Here is a 21437-nt window from a genome sequence, read left to right as displayed (position 1 = left end):
AGAACTGCCATGAAACGTTTGATTTTAACGGCGTGCTCGGTGGCCCTTGCGTCCGCAGCGTCCGCGCAAGTCCCGGTCATCGACGCTGCGAATCTTGAGATTGCGCAGAGAACGTCGAAAACGACCGATGACATTCTCGGCACCAACAAGGAAGTCCTGAGAACGGTCCAGGACACTCTTGAGGCGGTGACCGGCGATCGCGGTAGCGACGCCAATCAGATGCAGAACCTTGCCGTCGGCAATGGCTTCAGCGTCTCTCAAATGCCGTCCTTCGACAGCCTGATGTCGGGCGGCGTTCCGAACTTCGGCGGCATGGGCGGCGATGTTGCCAAGGTGGCAACAAACTTCATCAACGGCCTGCAATTGGTGAAGAACCTGTCCGGCCAGGCGGGCAGCTCGTTTTCGGGCGACAAATCGTATGAAGAGATGGTGAACACCGTTCTCGGTGTAGCGGCGCTCGTGACTGGCTCGCAGCAAGCCGTCCAGACGCGCCGCACTTCGTTCGAGCAGGCGGGCGCAAATATCGGCCAAGCCAAGGACATCAAGGGCTCCATCGATCAGAACACACAGCTTCAGGTCCAGGCTGGCCTGACGATCAACGAGCTGATCGGCGTCATGAATGGTGCTGTGTCCTCATTGCAGGCCGAAAATCAGCGCCGCCTGACCGACATCTCCAACTCCAAAAAGGTCCTCACGTACAGTGACCCCACAGAATAAAGCCCCCATTGCGGCGAAGATGCTGTTTTCCGTCCTGATCGCGGCCGTTCTCGCTGGCTGCGGTATGGCGGCCAAGGAAAAGACCGCCCCTTGCAAAAGGCCAGCGAACCTAACTTCTTACGCGCCCGATCCACGCCAGGAATGCGGACCGATGATGAGCGTCAACGTCGATGCTTCGGCGGCATTCGCGGCAATCGACGCAATGGTGGCTGAGTAGAGGATGTAGGGCGACATGGGCGGCGACTTCCTCGGGCAACTTCTCGAAAGAATCGAAGACACAGGCCAAACATTCAGCGCCCAGGCATATCGCGTCCTGGGCGATGAAATCATGCCGCTGCTGCAGGTCATGTTCCTTGCGTACGTCGCATACTACGGGGTTCAACTCGTTATGGGTACCTCTCGGATTAGCGTTGGCGAGGTGATCACGAGGGTTGTTCGGATGATGCTGATCCTCGGGCTCATCAGCGAGTGGGATCACTTCAACGATTTTTTCTATAGCTGGCTCAACAACGCGCCCGAAGATGTCGGCCGCGCACTCTTGACCGCTGCATCCACCGGGATAACCGAGCCGACAAACGGTCTCTCCATGATTTGGAGATCTGCGAACCAAGCAGCATCCGAGTTTGCCGAACAGTCTGGCTATTTCGCGGTTCTCCCGTCCTTGGTGGGCGTGGTCGTCATGCTCGGCGCACTCATCTTCATTGCGGTTGCACTGGCGATCCTGCTTCTGGCGAAGGTAATGATGTGGGTGCTTATAGGAACCGCCCCGATTTTCATCGCCTGCATGCTTTTCGAGCCGACCCGAAACTATGGATACGGCTGGTTTCAGCAAGTCTTGTTGTACGCACTGATGCCGATGTTCGTGTACGTGATTGCGGCGTTTCTCATAACCGCCCTGGACCCTGAGCTTACAAAGCTGACGAATGCTGCAGGGAACAAAGAAATTCAGCTCTCTGATGTCGCTGGCTTTCTGCTGCTTTGCGCGGCGGGGGCTTTCGTGCTGGTCAATATTCAGACGCTTGCGCAAGGGATCGTCGGTGGGATGGCTGCTGGCGTTGGCACTATCGCAAAGTCGGTTGGTCGATTTACCGGCATCACCGCTCCTATTGCAGCCATGCGAATGGGGCGCCAGCTCGCCGGAGGCGCGGGCGACGCCGGTATGAGAATGCGAGAACGGATACACGGCGGGATGCGAGACAATATCCGCAACGCCAGTGCTGAGGCGATGCAGAACCGCATTAGCAGCAACAGCATGCCTCGCTGAGGCGCGAATTTAAGGGCTAGAACGAATGGCAGAAACGAATGGCGCAGCTCTTCGGAGCTACTTTCAGGACGGCGATCGTTGGGAACAGGAGATTGTCAAAAAGGCCAAGCGATCGCGCTCGCTCGCATGGTTCGTCACAATGATTTTCGGCGCGATTACCTTGCTGTCACTGACAGCATTGGTGATGCTCGTTCCGCTGAAGAGCTTCGAGCCGTACATCGTCGAGGTCGATAAGAACACCGGCTATATGGAGGTGAAGACCGGCCTAACCAGGTCCGCCAAGCTGACCGACCAACAGGCGGTCACGCAGGCGAACGTCGTGCGCTATATTCGATCTCGCGAAGGCTACGACCCTTTCGCGATTGAGCAGAATTTTGGCATCGCCGCCCTACTCTCCACTGATGATGCGGCCCGCGAGCTGCAGGAGCTTTACAGCGCGGCAAATCCCAACAATCCCGCAAAGGTCCTCGGCAAGAACAAGAGGGTGACGGTCGACATCAAGTCCGTCACCTTCTCCAATGCGAGCACGGCCTTGGTCCGGTTTTCGACGACCGAAAAATCGGACACGGATTCGATCGTCCGGCACTACATTTCGGTCGTTCGCTATCGCTATACGGACACGCCGGCGACCAATGAATGGCGCTTCGAGAACCCCTTAGGCTTTCAGGTCTACAACTACCGTCGCGATCAAGAAACGGTTACGCCTGGAGGTGAGGAATGATCAAACGCCTCCTGCTTTCCGCGGCCTGCGCGGCCGCGATGATGACTCACGCCTATGCTGCGCAGGCACCTCGCCCGGGCAGCCTCGATTCGCGCGTGACCAGCGTCGTCTATCAGTCCAATAACGTGGTGAAGGTCGCTGCCACCTACGGCATCTCCACCATGATCATCTTTGACGAGGACGAAAAGTTCGAAACGATCTCGCTTGGCGACACCGACAGTTGGCAGGTTGCCCCTTCCGAGAAGGGCAACATTCTGTTCGTGAAGCCTATCGCAAGGAACGTCGCCACCAACATGAATGTCGTGACCAGCAAGAGGATCTATTTCCTCGAGCTCAACGACCATGCTCCGACAGATGGCAAGCAGGTGTTCGGGATCCGTTTCGTCTATCCCGAGAAGGATCTAAATGCCGCGCTCCGCAAGGAAGCTGAGTACCGGACGGCAAACCCGAACATGTCGAATGTCGATAAGGCCAACGTCAACATCGACTATTCATTTTCAGGTGACCCGGCGCTGAAGCCCTTGGTGATCTTTGACGACGGGAAAAAGACCTTCTTCAAGTTCGGCAGCCGAGTCCCGGCGATTTTCGCTGTCCAGGCCGACTTTTCCGAAACGCTGCGCAATTTCCGGAAGGAGGGCGAATACATCGTCGTCGATGGTGTCGCGACGCAATACACGCTGCGCGAGAGCAATCAGTGGACCTGCATCTTTAACCTTCGCAAGCCCGATTTCGGCGCTCCAAATCGTGCCATTCTCGGTCCGGCTCCTGACACCAAGGCGACGAAACGTAGGAGGAGCGGCAACTGATGAAGCGCAGCCCTGAACTTGAGGCCATGACGGCGGCCGATGAGACGGCCGTCAGCAACAGAAACGCTGGACGCAATCAAACCATTGGTATGGCCGCCCTGCTCCTGGGGGGCGCTGTCGCCGCCTATTTCGTGCTTGCCACGGCAGGAGAAAAGCCGCGTGACGTCGCCGATAGCGACGAAGAATTTCAGACGACCACCTTCCGGCCGCCGTCATTCGTTCGTGAGCAAGAAGAGCCGAAGCCGGAGATAGAGCCTGCAGTCATCAATCTGCCCCCTCCTCCGGAGCCAGTTGAAGAAGAGCCCGCCGATACCACGGAGTTTAAGGTTCCACCGCCACCAGAGGTCGTTGAAGCCACGCCCGAGATTGCGCCTGTCGAAGAGTTTCCTGAACGCTATAAGTCGGGTCTGATCTCGCTTGATCAGAAAGGCGATGGCAATGGCAACGGCAATGGCCGTTTTCCAGGCGAAGACGAACCCGGACTCAGCGTTGCCGGCGAAGACCGCAACAGCAAATACCTCGCTGCGGCCTCGAGTCTCGCCGATCGGAGCGCAAAGGCGCGGCAGATCGAACGCATCGACGCCATGATACCGGAAGGAACGTTGATCCCGGGCATCCTCGAGACCGCGATCAACAGCGATCTGCCCGGCCAGATTCGGGCGATCACGTCGCAGGACGTCTATTCCTTCGACGGGCGGCGCGTCCTCATCCCGACCGGGACGCGCCTCATTGGCGAATACCAGTCCGAGATCACCCGCGGGCAAAAGCGTATTTTCGTCATCTGGACCCGCCTCATTCGCGACGATGGCGTGTCGGTGCGCCTCAACTCCATCGGCACCGATAGCTTGGGGCGCTCGGGCTTGACCGGCCATGTCGACAACAAATGGCGCGAGAGGTTCGGCTCAGCAATCATGCTTTCGGTCGTCGGCGCCGGCGCCAGCTTCCTGACCGGCTACGGAAGCGACGAGGCGTTCGGCGACAACAACAGCGAGGCACAACGTGGCGAGGAACTCGCCCGCGAAACCATCGCCGAGACGTTCTCGGATATGGCGAACCAGGCCTTGAGCGAAAACCTGCGGATTCCTCCCACCATCAGCGTCAGCCAGGGCGAGCGGATCTTTGTCTACGTACGCCAGGACCTCGATTTCAGCGCCATGTATGACGACCCGGTCACCGAAGCGATGAAGGAGATTCAACGTGAACATCGCCGCAGGTAACACCACTACGATCAGACGCGATCCCCATTATTTCCTCAACCGCGCTCTCGAACCGATCAGAGAGTTTCTTGACGATCCCAGGGTCGTGGAAATCGCGGTCAACAAACCAGGCCATATCTATGTGGAGCGGTTTGGCGCCGATTATATGGAGCATCATCTAATCGACGCCCTGACGGGCGATGAAATCCAGAACGTCGGCGAGCGTGTTGCGGCTGCGACGAACCAGTTTATCAGCCGCTCCAAGCCGATTTTGAGTGCCGCGCTTCCAACCGGCGAGCGCATACAGATTGTTCTGCCGCCGGCGGCGCCAGAAGGTGGCTCGATTTCAATCCGCAAGCAGGTGGTCAATAACTTCACGCTCGAGGAGTATCGCGACAACGGATCACTCGATAAGGTCTCTGTAGCCGTCGGCGGCCTCAGCGACATCGATCGCGAGCTGATAGGGCATCTGCGCGCCAATCGGATTTACGACTTCATCCATACGGCCATCACCAAGCGAGTCTCTATCCTCATCAGTGGCGGCACTTCCTCCGGCAAAACGACCTTCCTCAATGCCTGCCTGAAGAGCGTCGATCCGCATGAGCGGATCATCACGCTCGAGGACACGCGAGAGCTCTTCCCACCGCAAGCAAATGCCGTTCATCTGATCGCGTCGAAGGGGGACCAGGGCACAGCAGACGTGACCATTCAAAGCCTGCTCGAGTCATCGCTGCGCATGCGGCCGGATCGCCTGTTCGTCGGGGAAATTCGGGGTGCAGAGGCTTTTTCCTTCCTCCGGGCAATCAACACCGGCCATCCCGGCAGCATGTCGACGGTTCACGCCGATACGCCGATGGGCGCTTATGAACAGCTCGCCATGATGATGCAGCAAGCCGGCATGTCGGCGGGTTTTTCGAAGCAGGATCTGATGTCGTATATCCAGATGGTCATCCCGATCGTAATCCAGCTCCGCCGTGAAGGCGGCAAGCGCGGGGTCTCTGAGATCTTCTTCGCCCGGGATGAAGCATGACGAAGCAGCTCCAGGCCTTCTATCTGCTTTTTTGCGTCGGGATAGCGTTCGTTGTCTGGATGCTCGGGTACGGCCTGGGACTTCAGCTCTTCTATAAGGACGGTCGGATCCTCGAAACGACAATCACGAGCAATCCCTTCGCTCCGATTCAACAGTTCTGGCACTACAAAACGAGCCCTGCGCTGCAGAAGGTCGCGCTTGGTTCGGTAGTGCCGGCGCTGCTGGTGGCCGGCCTCGTCGCATACATCGGACTGAAGCCGACGAGCAGCCCTTTGGGGGATGCCGCGTTTCGGGACATGGCTTCGCTTCGGCGCGGGAAATGGTTCCGCAAACAGGGCCATATCTTCGGGCGGATCGGACGGAACATTCTCCGCACCAAGGACGATCGGCATCATCTAATCATCGGCCCGACGCGCTCCGGTAAAGGTGCTGGCTATGTGATCCCCAATGCGCTTATGCACGAAGGCTCGATGATCGTCACCGATCTCAAGGGCGAAGTGTTCAAGGCCTCGGCGGGTTATCGCCGTCAGAACGGCAGCCAGGTTTTCCTATTTGCGCCCGGCTCCGAAAAAACCAACAGCTATAACGCGCTGGACTTTATCCGGCCGGAGCGCGGCAATCGCACGACCGACATTCAAAACATCGCCAGCATTCTTGTGCCTGAGAACACGGAATCGGAAAATTCGGTCTGGCAAGCGACCGCGCAACAGGTCCTTGCCGGGGTGATCAGCTACATCACGGAAAGCCACTTCTACAAAGACCGGCGCAACCTCGCAGAGGTCAATTCCTTTTTTAACAGCGGCGTCGATCTCCAGGCGCTCATGAAATACATCAAGGAAAAGGAACCCGACCTTTCGAAGTTCACCGTCGAGAGCTTCAATTCCTACATCGCCCTATCGGAACGCGCCGCCGCCTCTGCTCTCATGGACATTCAAAAGGCGATGCGGCCTTTCAAGAACGAGAGGATCATTGCCGCGACCAATGTCACCGACATGGATCTGCGCGCAATGAAGCGCCGGCCAATCTCGATCTACCTGGCGCCGAACATCACCGACATCACTCTGTTGCGCCCTCTCCTCACCCTGTTTGTGCAGCAGGTAATGGATATCCTCACGCTCGAGCACGATCCCAATTCGCTCCCCGTCTACTTCCTGCTCGACGAGTTCCGGCAGTTGAAGCGAATGGACGAGATCATGACCAAGCTGCCCTATGTGGCTGGCTATAATATCAAGCTCGCCTTCATCATCCAGGATCTGAAGAACCTCGACGAGATCTACGGCGAAACGTCCCGGCATTCCCTGCTCGGCAATTGTGGTTATCAGCTCGTCCTCGGCGCCAACGATCAGGCCACAGCCGAGTACGCATCCCGGGCGCTCGGAAAGCGCACGATCCGCTACCAGTCGGAATCCCGCACGATCGAACTGATGGGCCTGCCTCGTCGCACGAAGGTAGAGCAGATTCGTGAACGCGATCTGATGATGCCGCAGGAGGTCCGGCAAATGCCGGAAAACAAGATGATCCTGCTCATCGAAGGACAACGGCCGATCTTTGGTGAAAAGCTTCGCTTCTTCCAAACACAGCCCTTCAAATCAGCCGAGGTGTTTTCTCAGGCCAACATCCCGCAAGTGCCGGAAGTCGATTATCTGTCACCGAAACCCGTTCCGGCGACAACTCCGGAATATGCCAAGGGGGGAGATCCTTCCGTCGAAATTGCCGCGCCGGCGCCAGTAACGGAGGAGAAGCCTTTGACGGTCGCCGCGGCGGAAGCGGCTCCGGTCAAGGCAGAACCTGCGGCAGCCGCGAAAGCTGCAGCACCTGCCAAACGCACCGTCAATAAAAAGGCGCTGCGCCCGAAGCCCAAGGCGACTGCTGCAAAAACGGGTGGTGCGGAAGCATCTGCAAGCCTTGATGCAATGGAAGCCCGGATAAAGGCCATCGAGGAGGGCCTCAAACCAAAGGCCGCGCAGCTCAAGGAAGTGGTCGAGACGAAAGCTGAGAAGCTTGGCGACAAATCTCCGACCAAGCGCCGCAACATCATGGACATCTTCAGCGCAACCGTGCCTGATCCCGTCGAAGTTGGCGTTGCGGCCGAATAGCTTGCGGAGACCGCTTCCGACCCTAAGCGGCCAATCATGCACGCGATCCGGAAAGGCTGCAATGCGTTGTGGAAAGCGGTCACGCAGGCGAAGGAAGAAATCCGGGCTACCCTCGAACAAACAGGGGGCAACAAGCGTCGTGCCGCCGAGCTGCTCGGCATCAGCCGCGCACAGCTCTATCGCATCTGAAGGAACAGAGCGCGGTATGACTGTCCTTACGTGTGGCCGCTGCAGTTCCACCGCGGCCATGACAAAACGCAATTCATCATTCCCGCAGGTAAGAATAGGGATGCTCCTCCTCGGTCCGCGCCAGTACCGACGAACCTGCTGGAAAGAGGTGCTCGCTGTCGGCCGACTTCAGCGTGAGCTCGCCCCGCCTCTAAGTGCGGCAGTTCTTACGCCATAGGCGACATCGCGTCGTGCAAAGCCAGGTTCCGTTCGAGAAGCGACAGGCGTGTCGCGATCTTCGCTTTTGCCGGATCAGGGAGCGGCAGAATCGGTCGCGGCGGCTCGCCTGTGCATACGCCGATGATGTCAGCAATCGCATAGACTGTACGGAGGCTGGAAAACTCCTTGAAGAGGTCCCAGATGGGGACAAGCAGGCCGTCCAGGCGACGTGCCTCAGCCATATCGCCCTGTTGAGCGGCCCGGACTATCCTCAGGCAGATATCCGGCATGATCCCGGCAAGCACGCTGTACCAGGTATCGGCGCCGCATATAATCGCTTCGGTCGCATTCCAGTCGCCGCTATATCCAATCGAGAAGTCCTGCGGAGTCGTACTCCTCTGGCCTGCCAGATGCGCTTCGATCTCTTCGGGCTTGTCGGTCGGGTTCTTGATGGCAACGATGCCCGCCACGTGGGCGAGACGGGCGACAAGCGCCGGCGAGAAGCGGAAATGGGTCGTTCCGGGATTGTCATAGATGACGATCGGCAGGCGGCTTTCGCGAGCCACAGCCGAAAAATGCTCGAAGACTTCGTCTTCGCTCAGCGGCGCATAGGAGACCGCGGCAAGCAATCCGGCGGCCGCACCCAGCGACTTGGCGTCCTGAGCCAGCCTGATCGCCTCGTCAGTTCGCAAAGCGCCAACACCGGCGACGACCGCCCTGCGCCCTTGTGTTTCCTCGAGAGCCGCCGCGAGCGCCCTGCGGCGTTGCTCTCGCGACAGATACATGTAGGTTCCGGTGCTTCCGAGCAGGCCGATCGAGTCCACCTCTGCGGCGCAAAGCCTGGCAATGAGTTTACGGAGAGCTTCGGTATCTACGACTCCATTGCGGTCACTGGGAGTGATGGGAAATGCGGAGAGCCCGTTCAAAAAAGCCATTTCATACTCCAGAGTTTGCATTTACTCGCAGGCACATTGGCCCATCACAGTGGTTGAAGCGCCTGTTGCAGATCGGCGATCAGGTCATTGACGTCTTCGAGGCCGACCGAGAGACGGATCAGTTCTTCGCCGACACCGTCCGCCAGCTGGGCATCCTTGCGGATGGACTGGCGCGCGCGCATCAGGCTGGCCGGATGATAGATGAGGCTATCTGCGTCGCCCAGGCTCACGGCCCGGGTGAGCAGCTTCAGCCGGTCCATCATTGTCCGGGCGCCGTCGAAGCCGGCATGAAGGCCGAAGGCGAGCATGCCGGACCCCTGCGCCATCTGCTTGCGGGCGGTCGCGAAGCCGGGATGGGATTCGAGGAAAGGATAACTCACCCAGGCGACCGCCGGATGGGCTTCAAGCATGCGGGCAATCTTTAGCGCCGAAGCACTGTGGCGCTCCATCCGCAGGGACAGTGTCTTGAGGCCGCGCAGGATCAGGAACGCCGAAAGCGGCGACAAGGTCGCGCCGGTGATATAGCGCAAGCCGGTCTCGTGCAGCGTGTGCAAGGTTTCGGCATCGCCAAGCAATGCACCGCCAAGCGTATCACCGTGCCCGTTGATGTATTTCGTCAGCGAATGCAGGACGAGGTCGGCGCCATATTCGAGAGGACGCTGCAGCGCCGGCGAGGCGAAGGTGCTGTCGACCGCCACCTTGACTTTGCGCGCGTGGGCTTGCTCGGCAATGGCGGCGATATCGAGAATGGCGCTCAGCGGATTGACCGGCGTTTCGAAATAAACAAGGCGGGTCCGCTCGGTGATTGCTGCATTAAGTTTTCCGGGCTCGGAGAGGTCTACCGGAACAACCTTGATACCGAAGCGGGGAAGCCCCTGCTCGACCATGGCGACCGTGTTGGAATAGAGCGTCTTGTGCACGACAAGCTCGTCTCCCTGCGACAGCAAAGAGAGGACCAATGTGCCGAAGGCGGCCATTCCCGTCGATAAGACGAGGCCAGCTTCGGCGCCTTCGAGATTGGCGAGTCTCTGTTCGAGAATCTCAGTGGTGGGGTTGTATTCGCGCGCATAGAGCCGGCCGCCGAGCGCGGCAGCAGCGTCATTCTCGGCCACGCTTTCAAATCCATAGGTCGATGTCAGAAAGACCGGCGGCTTGACCGCTCTTGAGAAGCCGGCAGGATCGAAGGCATGATGAATGGCCCGGGTATCAAAGCCGAGGTTGCTCGAATGATCCGCGTGTCCGCGGATGTCGCCAAGGTCGCTGGTATCAGTCATTTGTGATGGATCCTCTTGTTTCCGCTTAAACTGGCAGCATACTGGCGTGCTGAACATCTCCAGTTTCGCGGAAAGAAAATGGGCCAGTTGAAAAGTAAGAAGCCCACCGGGCGGATGGGAGCGCGCCAGATCTACGAGGCGCTGAGAAAACAGATTCTTGAGCGCGTCTATGAGTCGGGCAGGCAACTGCCGTCATCACGATGCCTTGCAAGCGAGCTCAGTGTATCGAGAACGACGGTGACGGTTGCCTATGAGCAGCTTGAAGCCGAAGGGTTCATCGAGCTGCGCCAGGGCGCACGTCCGCGCGTAGCGGCCCTGCTGCTTGGACAAAAGCCGGCCGATCGGAAGAAACGGCAAAACGAGACACGCCTTTCAGCCTACGGGGAAAGGCTTCGTGCCGCTCCGCCCTGGCCGGATTATCTGCCGAGTTCGCTCACTGTGGACTTCCGCTATGGCGATCTCGCGCCATCCGACTTCCCCACACTTGCCTGGAAGCGGACAATGAACGAGGTGATGGCCCGGCGACCCACCCGACTCGCTTACGAGAATCCTCGAGGGTCGCGGCGTCTGCGGCAGGCTCTTCAGGGTTATCTTTGGCGCGCCAGAACATTGCACTGCGATCTGGACCAGATAATCGTCGTGAACGGCTCGCAGCAGGGACTGGATCTCAGTGCCCGGGTGCTGCTCGATCGTTCCGACCATTTCGTCATGGAGAATCCTGGCTATCGCATGGCGCGCCAGATCTTTGCGAGCACGGGCGCACGGGCGGTTCCGATTGCCGTTGATGCAGAAGGTTTGAGAACGGCGCTTCTTTCGGACATTCGGGCGCGGCTTGCCTATGTGACGCCGTCGCATCAGTTTCCGTTGGGCGGCGTAATGCCGATTTCCCGTCGGCATCAACTGCTCGAATGGGCACAAGAGAAGGGCGTCTACGTCATCGAGGATGATTACGATAGCGAGTACCGCTACGATATCAACCCAGTGCCGCCGCTCCATAGCCTGCAAGGCGGAAGCAATGTCATCTATCTTGGCACGATCTCCAAGACGCTGTCTCCGATGATGCGCATCGGCTATCTTGTTGTGCCCCCGGAATTGCAGGACGTGTTCGCGACAGCCAAGCAACTGTCGGACAGGCACTCGCCGGTAAGCGACCAGGAAGCCCTGGCTACCTTCATCGAAAGCGGCGCATATGAAAGGCATGTGCGGCGGGTACGCCGGCTGAATAGCGAGCGCCGTGAGATATTGCTGCGCGCTTTGCAGCGTCTATTCGGCGAGCGGATTGCCGTGGAGGGCGCCGATGCCGGACTGCATGTCGTGGTCTGGTTCAAGGAGCTGCCGAAGCTCTGCGAAGACGCTCTCGGAGAAGCAGCGCGGGAACTGGGCATCGGCGTTTACGGTATCTCGCCGCTTCACGATCCGGAAGCACAAGACGGGATAGAGGCTCCTCTCGGGCTGGTCATGGGCTATTCGGCCTTGACCACCCGGGAGATCGAGAAGGGGGTAGCGCTCCTCGCTCAAGCAGTGGACATGGTGAAGCAAAGGCACGGACAGCGCTGAGCACGCTGAGGCCACGCCTGCACGTCGGAAGAAGCTGCACCCGAAGCCGGGAGCCCGGTCTCCCCCGGGGGAGAGAACTGGACCGGCAAGATCATTTCAAACTGGCACTGTCGATTAAGCCAGCTCCCCGCCAGATTATCTAAGATCAGAACGTATCTCATCGCCGATCGATGTTCGCGTCCGATGGCTGAAGGCATGACGATTGGCGGGGGCATGGTCTCATCTGACGGTTCGAGGTGGCGACGCCATAAGGGTATATGCATGACTTGGCGGGGATCACTGCTTCACATTCACATCGCACCAGCGGCGTCTTATGAAATGGAAGAGCTCAAAGAAGCGCACCTAATTGCTGGCCGCGGAATAGCCGGTGACCGCTATTATCTCGGCACCGGCACATACTCCCCAAAACCCGATGTGCGTGACGTCACTCTGATCGAGATGGAGGTTCTGGAAGCACTTGCCCAGGGCGAGCCGAAAGTGCCTGCCTTCAAGGCGACGCTGGCGCCTGAAGATCACCGGCGCAATTTGACCACGCGCGGCGTGCCGCTCAACCATCTCGTCGGCAAGCGCTTCCGGGTTGGCGAAACGGTGCTTCGCGCGGCACGGATGAATTTTCCCTGCAGGTACATCGAAGAGCTGCTCGGTATTCCCGGTCTCTACCAGGGGCTCTTGAACCGCTCGGGGCTGAACTGTGCGATCGAGGTCGGCGGCGTGATCCGGCCGGGCGATCCGATCCTCCCGATCGAGGACTGACCTCTATGGCTTCGCCCCGCATCATCATGAAGTTGATCGTCACTGGCGCCCACAAGGAGCCAGGCGACGTGCTTGTGCTTGAGCTGAAACATCCACGCAAACCTCTGCTGCCTTCCTTCGAGCCCGGTTCTCATGTGGACGTTCATTTGCCTAATGGGCGCGTGCGGCAATATTCGCTCTGCAGTGATCCGGCCGATCTCACACATTATACAATTGCGGTGAAACGAGAGCCTGAGGGGCGTGGCGGCTCGGCGTGGCTCCATGACACGGTCACGGTGGGCCACGAACTGCATGTCTCTGCGCCGCGCAATCATTTTCCGCTCAAGGAAGGAGAAGGGCCAATTCTGCTGTTGGCCGGTGGCATCGGCATCACGCCTCTCCTTGCGATGGCGCGCGTCCTCAGCCGCGCGGACAGGCCCTTTGAGCTGCATTACTTCACACGCAGCCGCACGTTCGCTCCGCTGCTGTCGATGATCGAGCAGGACCTTGACGAAACCAGTGTGCGGCTTCATTTCGATGATGAAGCTGAGACGCGCGCAGATCTTGGCGCCTTCCTGTCGAAGCAGCCTCCGAACGCGGAGGCTTATTACTGCGGCCCGCCCGGCTTCATGGCCGCCGTCTCTCGCGCCACGGAACATTGGCTAGAAGATTCAGTGCATTTCGAGGCTTTCGAGCCTCCAGCATCCGATGATGCGCCACCTGAGCCGTTCACGATCGTGCTGCGCAACGGAACAATCGTTCCCGTGCCGGCCGAGACCTCGGCGCTGGCTGCTATCCGGCAGGCAGGGGTGTTGGTGATGGCGTCTTGCGAAAACGGCGTCTGCGGCACCTGCGAGTGCGGTATTCTGGAGGGACAGCCTATTCACCGGGACGCCGTCTTGTCGAAGGACGCTCGGAGCCACAGGTTCATACCCTGCGTCTCACGGGCAACCGGCGTGCTCAAACTCGACTTGTGAACAGATCAGATCGACACCGAAGAGGATTTGAATGGGGCCGAATATTGCCTACCTGCAGGAAATCGAGCGCTGCATTTCCTGGATTGCAGCATGGACGATCCATCATGCCAACCACACTCGCGAGGGCGATGAGATCAAGGTCGGAGGCCATCAGGCGTCATCGGCCTCGCTGAGCACGATCATGACGGCGCTCTACTACGCGGTGCTGCGTCCGCAGGACCGCGTGGCTGTCAAGCCGCATGCCGCCCCGATCTTCCACGCCATTCAGTATCTGGCAGGGAACCAGACCCGTGAACAGCTCGAAAATTTCCGGGGGTTCAAGGGCGCTCAAAGCTATCCGTCGCGAACGAAGGACGTCGACGATGTTGACTTTTCGACCGGTTCGGTGGGCCTCGGCGTGGCGCAGACGCTCTTTTCCTCCCTCGTCCAGGACTATGTGTCGGCCCATGGCTGGATGAAGGACCGCCCGGAAGGACGAATGGTCAGCCTGATCGGTGATGCCGAAATGGACGAGGGCAACATCTATGAGGCTCTGATCGAAGGCTGGAAACACGGGCTGCGGAACTGCTGGTGGATCGTCGACTATAATCGCCAGTCGCTGGATGCGGTCGTCCGCGAGGGGCTTTGGCAGAGATTCGAGCAAATTTTTACGAATTTCGGCTGGGACGTAGTGATCCTGCGGCATGGCTCACTCCAAGAAGCGGCCTTTGCCGAGCCGGGCGGCGACAAGCTGCGGGACTGGATCGAGCGGTGCCCGAACCAGCTTTACTCGGCCCTGACCTTCCAGGGCGCGGCAGCCTGGAGAAGGCGCCTGCTGGATGAGATCGGAGATCAGGGACCCGTCACGGCCTTGATTGACCGACGATCCGACGACGAATTGCAGGCGCTCATGGTCAATCTTGGCGGGCATGATTTGCCGAGTCTTCTTGATGCTTTCGAAGAAGCTTCCCGCCACGACCGTCCCGTCTGTTTCATCTGCTACACGATCAAGGGTTATGGCTTGCCCCTCGCCGGCCACAAGGACAATCACGCCGGGCAGATGACGCTCTCGCAGATGGAGAGTTTTCGCCAACAGAAGGGCGTGCGGCTTGGCGCAGAATGGGAGAAGTGGGGAGCCGCAACATTGCCTCCCACGGAGCTTGAGGCATTCGTTTCTAAGGCTCCCTTCTTTCGTGAGGGCCCACGCCGACTGTCAGCACCGACGGTGCCTGTTCCGAAAGCACTCCCCTCGCCCGGGCAAGCTGCCAAGCCGGTTTCGACGCAAATGGGATTCGGCCAAATCCTCAACGAGATTGCGCGTGATGGCACGCCGCTTGCTGAGCGTATCGTTACCACCTCTCCCGACGTCACCGTCTCAACCAATCTCGGGCCGTGGGTCAATCGGCGCGGGCTTTTTGCCCGAGAAACCATGGCCGACATCTTCAAGGCTGAGCGCATTCCCTCCACCTACACATGGGCATTCGGACCCAAGGGCCAGCACCTGGAACTCGGCATCGCAGAGTCGAACCTCATGATCATGCTTGGCGCGCTTGGCCTGTCCCATTCCATCAATGGCGTGCGTCTCCTGCCGATCGGAACCGTGTACGACCCCTTCATCTACCGGGCGGCCGATCAGCTCAATTATGCCTGCTACCAGGATGCGCGCTTCATGTTGGTTGCCACGCCCTCTGGTGTGAGCCTCGCTCCCGAAGGTGGGGCGCATCAGTCGATCGGCACGCCGTTGATTGGTATGGCGCAGGACGGACTATGCGCCTTTGAGCCGGCGTTCGTCGACGAATTGTCGATCATCATGCGGTTCGCCTTCGACTACATGCAGCGCAACGGGGAAGGCGATCCCGACGAGGTCACCTGGCTGCGCGATCAGACCGGCGGATCGGTATATCTGCGCCTCTCCACCCGCCCACTGGAGCAGCCTGTTCGCAACATGAGCGCTGATCTGCCCGGCGATATCGTTAATGGTGCCTACTGGTTGCGGCGACCTGGGCCGAACGCCAGTGTGATCATCGCCTATCAGGGCGCCATCGCCCCCGAAGCGATTACCGCAACGGGACTTCTGGCCGAAGACCGACGGGATGTCGGGCTTCTCGCGATCACATCTGCGGACCGTCTCAATGCAGGCTGGCAGGCGGCTGAGCGCGCACGACAACGGGGCGAAACCGGTGCAATGAGCCACATCGAGCGCCTGCTATCGCCGCTGTCACGCGACTGCGGGATCGTCACGGTGATCGACGGTCATCCTGCGACGCTCGCCTGGATCGGTGGCGTCTATGGACATCGCGTCAAGCCCTTGGGGGTTGAGCATTTCGGGCAAACGGGGAAAATCTCCGACCTCTACCGCCATCATGGGCTGGATACGAATGCCATCATCCATGCGGCGCAAGCGGTCAGCGCCGGGCGAGATGTCCGCTATCTGAAAGCTCTTCCCTAGGGGGAGTTCGACGCCAAGACTCTCGCAGGGAGAGCGAAATCGAAACTCCCGTCAGCATAAGATCTACTCCAACGACATTGTCTGGCGGCACAGCCTCGTTGTAAGAGGGCCTGTACTGGACGTTCGAGGTGAGGTGGGATGTTACCAAATCGCAGACCATATCGAACCGGGTCGTCGAGAAGCAAAAGACGAGCCGACGGAGGCCGTCAGCTCGTGCAGATTGGTCTAACTAAATAATTAGACAGCCTTGAGCTTTGCTGCAGGCTTCAGGACTTCTTCGGTGATCTTGCGATCTTCATCAAGGCTGCGGGCTGCCTTGATGCCGAGCTTCTGCAGTTCGCCATGGTAAGCACGAACCGCTTCTTCCGGGTCGACTGAGCCATCAGCCACCTGCCGCATCAGCACGAGCAGTTGCAGTGGAGCTTCCGCCAGGTTGATTTTACGGCCGAAGAGAGCGAGGCGAGCGCCGTACCGTTCCGCCTGGGAAACAAGCTCCAGGGTGTCTCGGGTCGTACCGGCTCCGCCGCCGAGAACGCCAACGATGAGTTCTGAATCGAAATTAACCAGCTCTTCCAAGGCCTTGGGGCCATTGTACACCGTCTTTAGGAACAGCGGACGATCTGCCCTGGTCACGCTTGCAAGCGACTTGATAATGTTGTCGTTGACGAATTCGCCAATCTCTTCGCGGGTTAGGCCGGTGTCAACGCTGGGATTGAACACCTCGTAGAAGTATTTGAAACCGTACTTTGCCGCTTCGGCCCGAAAGTCGGCGAATGCGTTCAGCGAACGAGCATCTGCTTCAAGATCGTTGCTGAAGGAGACGGAATAGAGTCCCAGGTCGGTTCCAGAGGTCGGATAGTTCGCCATCGCCCGAGCGATGTTCGTATCACGGAAGGGAATCGACGCTGTCTGCGTGTACTTCCCATGGCGAACAGCGCCCCAGCACATACTTTCAAGGTTGGCGCGAATGGCAGGCTTGATTTCCGAGCCAACGAATGCGCCGCGCTCCTGCAGCAGTTCCAGGTTCGACTGCGAAAGCAGCATGATGTCCACGATATCCTGATTTATGATTGCTTCAATCTGGTCGAGGAACTCCTGACGGCTGCGGCGACGTGGGGTCTCGCCAGACCAGTCGAAGCCGGTCGCCGTCACGCCCGCGCCAACATCGCTATCCTTGGCATCAGCGATGATGAAATCCGAACGCGTGTATTTTCCGGCGCGGATGTTCGCCAGCTTCCTATCGAGTCTGCTGCTCATTGGGTACCTCTTCCGTTGGGTGTTGTTGGTTGTCGCTGTCGGACACGTAGTCACAACGTTCGCGGCAATTAGACGGAAAATTCCATATTCTGTCAATCTCTTTCTAACTGCCCGCGACGTTGAGAGAAAATGCCAAAGGAGCTTGATAGCGCCCGCTATCGCAGATTAAACTTGCGTAACTACCCGTTTTTTCGTGCTTTTTTGACCCATCCCCCGGGTAATCGGCTTATGTCGCGCCGAATATCTGTCTGTATCACTCACGATAAACGGTGATGAAAGTTGGTGCGTGATGCAAATTCTCTGGCAGAAATGTTGACAATCTGGCAAAGATTGATAGATATTGAGCAAGACCGAGCGGCCGAGGGAAAAGAAGTCGCGGGAGGAAGCGCATGAATGATGCAATTGCGGGAAATTGGCCCGAACGGTACGCCGGCTTTGTTGGCGCTCTGTCCACTTCTGGACGAGAAGCGACGACGCTGCGCTTGGGAGTGTTTCTATGCGGAATGAGTTCCGTGGTGGACGCTCGCGTCGACATGCATGACATGGAAGCCTTGGCATCTTCACCTGCCCACTCCCGTGCTGGCGCTCTCTTTAGTCTATTGAAAGACCGAGCTGATCGGGGCGTCGGTGGGGAAGTGAAGTTCGACTGGCCAGACGGACCCAAGTGGATACGGACAAACGTCAAGGTTCGGCATGCTCTAGGCGGAACTGGACCCCAGGCGGCATGGGTGCTTTCAAAACTTGGGGCGAGCGCTCTTATCGCATTGGAAGACCGACATAGCTTGATGCTGCAGCAAATCCCCCGGGGAGTGCTGGTAGCTCAGGATGGCAAGCTCATTGAGGCGGATGAGGTCACGCCTTCACCGCAGACGGTGCCCGAAACGTTCATTTTTGAATACACAGCTGGCAAAACCGTTGCAGATGTCGCGTGCCGTCGATCTTCTCGCATCATTGTGCGGTTCATCGACCGTGGCCTGCAGAACGACGTAGAATTTGACTCGATGTCGACGGGGTTGGCTTCGAGCGCGGCGGCAGGACTGTTGTCGGGTCTGAACGACGTGTCTTTCGACCAATTGCCAGAAGCTTCCGAGAAGGTTTTCACCTTGGCGCGGTCTTGGCGAGACGCTGGGCTAAAGGTCATTCACTTTGAGTTGGCTGGCTATTCGTCTTCGGGGGCCCTTAACCTGGTTCTTGGTGCTCTTCGCGGTTCGGTGACGTCCATCGGCATGAGCCAGTCCGAGCTCTTGACATTGCATCCGGACGCTCAACAGCCCATGGAGGCTATGATTGCTTTGGGTGAGCGTCTGAATCTGAATAGAGTTTGCGTTCACGCCGATAATTGGGCTGCAGCAGTCACAAAGTGCGATCCGAACCAAGAGCTTCGCGCACTAATGGCGGGATGCGCTATCGCTTCAGCGCGAGCCGCAACCGGTGCGCCAGTTGAGCGCGTAACGATTGCAGCGGACGCAAAGTTCGAGCCGCTCCCATTTCAGGGATATGCCCGCAAGGGCGAGTGGTCCTTTGTGGCGTGTTCTGCCCCTTACCTCGAAAAACCGGCGACCACACTCGGTCTGGGGGACAGTTTCACGGCGGGCTGCCTGCTCGTGCTTGGACGACGAAGTATTACCCCGGGCGTGGAGGTTTAGGCTCGCGGGCCAGTAATCCGGACGTGGTGTCCGTGCATTCGCCGATTACAGGCGGTTTATTGGAGGAGAAAGAATGAAAACCCTTGCTGCATTGCTGCTGGGAGCGACGGCGCTCGTCGGCACTCAGGCCATGGCCGAGACAACGCTGACGATTGCGACCGTGAACAATAACGACATGATCGTGATGCAGAAGTTGTCGAAGGACTTCGAACAGAAGAACCCCGACATCAAACTGAACTGGGTCATTCTGGAAGAGAACGTGCTTCGCCAGAAGGTGACGACCGACATCGCCACTCAGGGCGGTCAGTACGACATTATGACAATCGGCATGTTCGAAACGCCTCTGTGGGGAGAAAAGGGCTGGCTGTCTGAGTTCAGCGAGGTTCCGGTCGAGTATAACCTCGACGATGTTCTGCAATCAGTCCGCGATGGTCTTTCGTTTGACGGCAAACTCTATGCCCTGCCGTTCTATGCCGAAAGCCAGATGACCTTCTATCGCAAGGACCTGTTCGAAAAAGCCGGTATCGAAATGCCCGATAAGCCGACATGGGAGCAGATTGGACAATTCGCAGAGAAGATCACCGACAAAGACAACGAAGTCTACGGCATTTGCCTTCGTGGCAAACCTGGCTGGGGCGAAAACATGGGCCAAATTGGGCCCGTTGTGAACAGCTACGGAGGGCGCTGGTTCGACATGAGCTGGAAGCCGCAGCTTGATACGCCTGCCTGGAAGGAAGGGGTCACGACCTATGTTGAACTGCTGAAGAAATACGGCCCGCCCGGAGTCGCATCTAACGGCTTTAACGAGACCCTGGCGCTTTTCGCGAACGGCAAGTGCGGCATGTGGGTTGATGCTACGGTCGCTGCTGGCTTTTTAACCGATACGAAGCAGAGCCAGGTTGCGGATAAGATGGGCTATGCTCATCCGCCGATCGGCAAGTTCGAGAAGGGCAATCACTATCTCTGGTCGTGGGCGCTAGCGGTCCCGGCTTCGTCGAAAGAACCGGAGGCTGCGAAGAAATTTATCTACTGGGCGACCTCGCAGGACTACATAAAGCTGGTGGCAGAGGCCAACGGTTGGGCGGCTGTACCGCCCGGCACGCGCACGTCGACTTACGAGACGCCGGAATACATCAGCGCCGCGCCGTTCGCGAAGCTTACGCTGGAGACAATCGAGACGGCAGACCCGACCGATGCGACCCAGGAACAGGTCCCGTATCGCGGAATTTCTTATGTCGGCATCCCGGAATTCCAGGCCTTTGGCACGGCAGTCGGTCAGCAGATGGCGGCCGTAATTGCGGGCCAGACCTCGGTGGATGAGGCACTTGAAGCGTCTCAGGCTCTGGTCACCCGCGCAATGAAGCAAGCTGGCTATCTGAAGGACTGAGGCCACCCTCCCAGGTGAGTGATGACCGGCGGTTCTCTCCCAGACGCCGGTCATCGGGGTGGCAGGTTCTCCCGATAGCTGCCACCCCACCATCAACAACAGAGTAATGCGATGCTTTTGTCACCAAAAAATCCTGCGCTTGCCAGGCCCGTCGTTGCCGAGGACGAGCCGCTGATCAATACGACGCCGCTAATGGCTCCGTCGGTTGTCCTTCTGTTCATCTGGATGATCGTGCCGCTGGCCATGACGTTGTGGTTTTCCGTGCAGCGCTACAACCTACTCGATCCGACCAGCGTCGGCTTTGCCTGGTTCGATAACTACGAGTTCCTACTGACCGACCCGGCGCTGCTGAACGCGATCAAGAACACAATCGCGCTTGTGGTGGGTGTCCTCGCCGCTACGGTTGTTTTTGGGGTGGCGTGTGCGGTCGCCCTCGATGCCCAATTCCCCGGTCGCGGTATCGCGCGTCTCTTCTGCATCATCCCGTTCTTTGTAATGCCGACAGTGAGCGCTCTCGTCTGGAAGAACCTTCTGATGAATCCCGTCAACGGGCTGTTTTCATGGGTTTTGAAGTCGGTTGGTCTCCCGGCAATCGACTGGTTCAGCAATTACCCGCTGTCGTCAATTGGGATTATCGTTGCTTGGCAATGGATTCCGTTCGCTACCCTGATCCTCCTCACATCGCTGCAATCGCTCGACCGCGAGCAGATTGAAGCCGCTCGAATGGACGGTGCCCGGGGTTGGACCTTGTTCTGGAACATTACGCTTCCGCATCTGTACCGTTCGATCACCATCGTCGTCATGATCGAAACCATTTTTCTCCTTTCCGTTTTCGCGGAGATTTTGGTCACGACGTCGGGTGGCCCAGGCGAAGCTTCAACGACGCTTCCCTTTCTGATCTACAAGACGGCGCTGCTTGATTACGACGTCGGAGGCGCGTCCGCCGGTGGCGTCATCGCAATCATCCTCGCGAACATCGTGGCCTTCTTCCTTGTGCGCACGATTGCCCACAACTTGGAGCGCTAAT

The 21437-nt window shown here is 58.5% G+C and carries 19 protein-coding genes; 16 read left to right on the top strand and 3 right to left on the bottom strand.

The window, feature by feature from the left end; translation table 11 throughout:
- Positions 1–9 precede the first annotated feature (9 nt).
- Genes ATC00_RS27300 through ATC00_RS31720 form a run of 9 tightly spaced genes read left to right on the top strand, consistent with a single transcriptional unit; the run spans position 10 to position 8019 of the window.
- Positions 10–717 (top strand): type IV secretion system protein, encoded by a 708-nt coding sequence (locus ATC00_RS27300; protein WP_064255159.1) that lies wholly within the window; start codon positions 10–12, stop codon positions 715–717.
- Positions 718–736: 19 nt separating this feature from the next.
- Positions 737–934: a hypothetical protein gene (locus tag ATC00_RS33790; protein ID WP_153045293.1), complete on the top strand. Its 198-nt coding sequence runs from the start codon at positions 737–739 to the stop codon at positions 932–934.
- A gap of 15 nt (positions 935–949) precedes the next feature.
- Positions 950–1981: a TrbL/VirB6 family protein gene (locus tag ATC00_RS27295; RefSeq protein ID WP_037382032.1), complete on the top strand. Its 1032-nt coding sequence runs from the start codon at positions 950–952 to the stop codon at positions 1979–1981.
- Between the two features lie 25 nt (positions 1982–2006).
- A complete protein-coding gene (locus ATC00_RS27290) occupies positions 2007–2702 on the top strand; it encodes a VirB8 family type IV secretion system protein (protein ID WP_037382034.1) in 696 nt (231 codons plus the stop codon).
- Positions 2699–3508, top strand: a complete 810-nt coding sequence (locus tag ATC00_RS27285) for a TrbG/VirB9 family P-type conjugative transfer protein (RefSeq protein ID WP_064255158.1) — start codon at positions 2699–2701, stop codon at positions 3506–3508. The genes ATC00_RS27290 and ATC00_RS27285 overlap by 4 nt, the downstream gene beginning before the upstream one ends.
- Positions 3508–4725 carry a type IV secretion system protein VirB10 gene (gene virB10 / locus ATC00_RS27280; protein WP_037382037.1) on the top strand — a complete coding sequence of 406 codons (1218 nt, stop codon included), beginning with the start codon at positions 3508–3510 and terminating at the stop codon, positions 4723–4725. Before ATC00_RS27285 ends, virB10 begins: the two co-directional genes overlap by 1 nt.
- Positions 4706–5734, top strand: coding sequence for a P-type DNA transfer ATPase VirB11 (gene virB11 / locus ATC00_RS27275; RefSeq protein WP_064255157.1), 1029 nt, complete (start codon positions 4706–4708; stop codon positions 5732–5734). The genes virB10 and virB11 overlap by 20 nt, the downstream gene beginning before the upstream one ends.
- Entirely contained in the window at positions 5731–7830 is a 2100-nt protein-coding gene (locus ATC00_RS27270) for a type IV secretory system conjugative DNA transfer family protein (RefSeq protein ID WP_064255156.1), read from the top strand. The genes virB11 and ATC00_RS27270 overlap by 4 nt, the downstream gene beginning before the upstream one ends.
- Before the next feature lie 36 nt (positions 7831–7866).
- Positions 7867–8019 carry a helix-turn-helix domain-containing protein gene (locus tag ATC00_RS31720; protein ID WP_082912589.1) on the top strand — a complete coding sequence of 51 codons (153 nt, stop codon included), beginning with the start codon at positions 7867–7869 and terminating at the stop codon, positions 8017–8019.
- Between the two features lie 206 nt (positions 8020–8225).
- Here the strand turns inward: ATC00_RS31720 and ATC00_RS27265 are convergent, their stop codons facing one another.
- Together ATC00_RS27265 and ATC00_RS27260 are read right to left on the bottom strand one after the other, a co-directional pair.
- On the bottom strand, positions 8226–9152 hold the full coding sequence (locus ATC00_RS27265; protein WP_064255155.1) for a dihydrodipicolinate synthase family protein: 927 nt from the start codon (positions 9150–9152) through the stop codon (positions 8226–8228).
- 44 nt (positions 9153–9196) lie between these two features.
- On the bottom strand, positions 9197–10426 hold the full coding sequence (locus ATC00_RS27260; RefSeq protein ID WP_064255154.1) for a trans-sulfuration enzyme family protein: 1230 nt from the start codon (positions 10424–10426) through the stop codon (positions 9197–9199).
- Positions 10427–10504: 78 nt separating this feature from the next.
- On the opposite strand from ATC00_RS27260, the gene pdxR reads away from it, so the two are divergent.
- From pdxR to ATC00_RS27240, 4 genes are all read left to right on the top strand, one after another.
- Entirely contained in the window at positions 10505–11983 is a 1479-nt protein-coding gene (gene pdxR, locus ATC00_RS27255) for a MocR-like pyridoxine biosynthesis transcription factor PdxR (RefSeq protein ID WP_064255153.1), read from the top strand.
- Positions 11984–12244: 261 nt separating this feature from the next.
- Positions 12245–12736, top strand: a complete 492-nt coding sequence (locus tag ATC00_RS27250; protein ID WP_064255152.1) for an MOSC domain-containing protein — start codon at positions 12245–12247, stop codon at positions 12734–12736.
- Positions 12737–12741: 5 nt separating this feature from the next.
- Positions 12742–13692 carry a PDR/VanB family oxidoreductase gene (locus ATC00_RS27245; RefSeq protein WP_064255151.1) on the top strand — a complete coding sequence of 317 codons (951 nt, stop codon included), beginning with the start codon at positions 12742–12744 and terminating at the stop codon, positions 13690–13692.
- A gap of 31 nt (positions 13693–13723) precedes the next feature.
- On the top strand, positions 13724–16120 hold the full coding sequence (locus ATC00_RS27240; RefSeq protein ID WP_064255150.1) for a hypothetical protein: 2397 nt from the start codon (positions 13724–13726) through the stop codon (positions 16118–16120).
- 237 nt (positions 16121–16357) lie between these two features.
- Here ATC00_RS27240 and ATC00_RS27235 read toward each other — a convergent pair whose 3' ends face one another.
- Positions 16358–17377, bottom strand: a complete 1020-nt coding sequence (locus tag ATC00_RS27235; RefSeq protein ID WP_064255149.1) for a beta/alpha barrel domain-containing protein — start codon at positions 17375–17377, stop codon at positions 16358–16360.
- A 389-nt stretch (positions 17378–17766) separates the two neighbouring features.
- Here ATC00_RS27235 and ATC00_RS27230 point away from each other — a divergent pair, with 389 nt between their 5' ends.
- From ATC00_RS27230 to ATC00_RS27220, 3 genes are all read left to right on the top strand, one after another.
- Positions 17767–19023, top strand: a complete 1257-nt coding sequence (locus ATC00_RS27230; RefSeq protein WP_064255148.1) for an ADP-dependent glucokinase/phosphofructokinase — start codon at positions 17767–17769, stop codon at positions 19021–19023.
- A 73-nt stretch (positions 19024–19096) separates the two neighbouring features.
- On the top strand, positions 19097–20410 hold the full coding sequence (locus tag ATC00_RS27225; RefSeq protein WP_064255147.1) for an ABC transporter substrate-binding protein: 1314 nt from the start codon (positions 19097–19099) through the stop codon (positions 20408–20410).
- Positions 20411–20521: 111 nt separating this feature from the next.
- Positions 20522–21436: a carbohydrate ABC transporter permease gene (locus tag ATC00_RS27220; protein ID WP_064255146.1), complete on the top strand. Its 915-nt coding sequence runs from the start codon at positions 20522–20524 to the stop codon at positions 21434–21436.
- Position 21437: the final 1 nt, after the last annotated feature.

Source organism: Sinorhizobium americanum (genome assembly GCF_001651855.1).
Lineage (GTDB): Bacteria > Pseudomonadota > Alphaproteobacteria > Rhizobiales > Rhizobiaceae > Sinorhizobium > Sinorhizobium americanum.
This window is presented reverse-complemented; position numbering and strand designations above follow the sequence as displayed.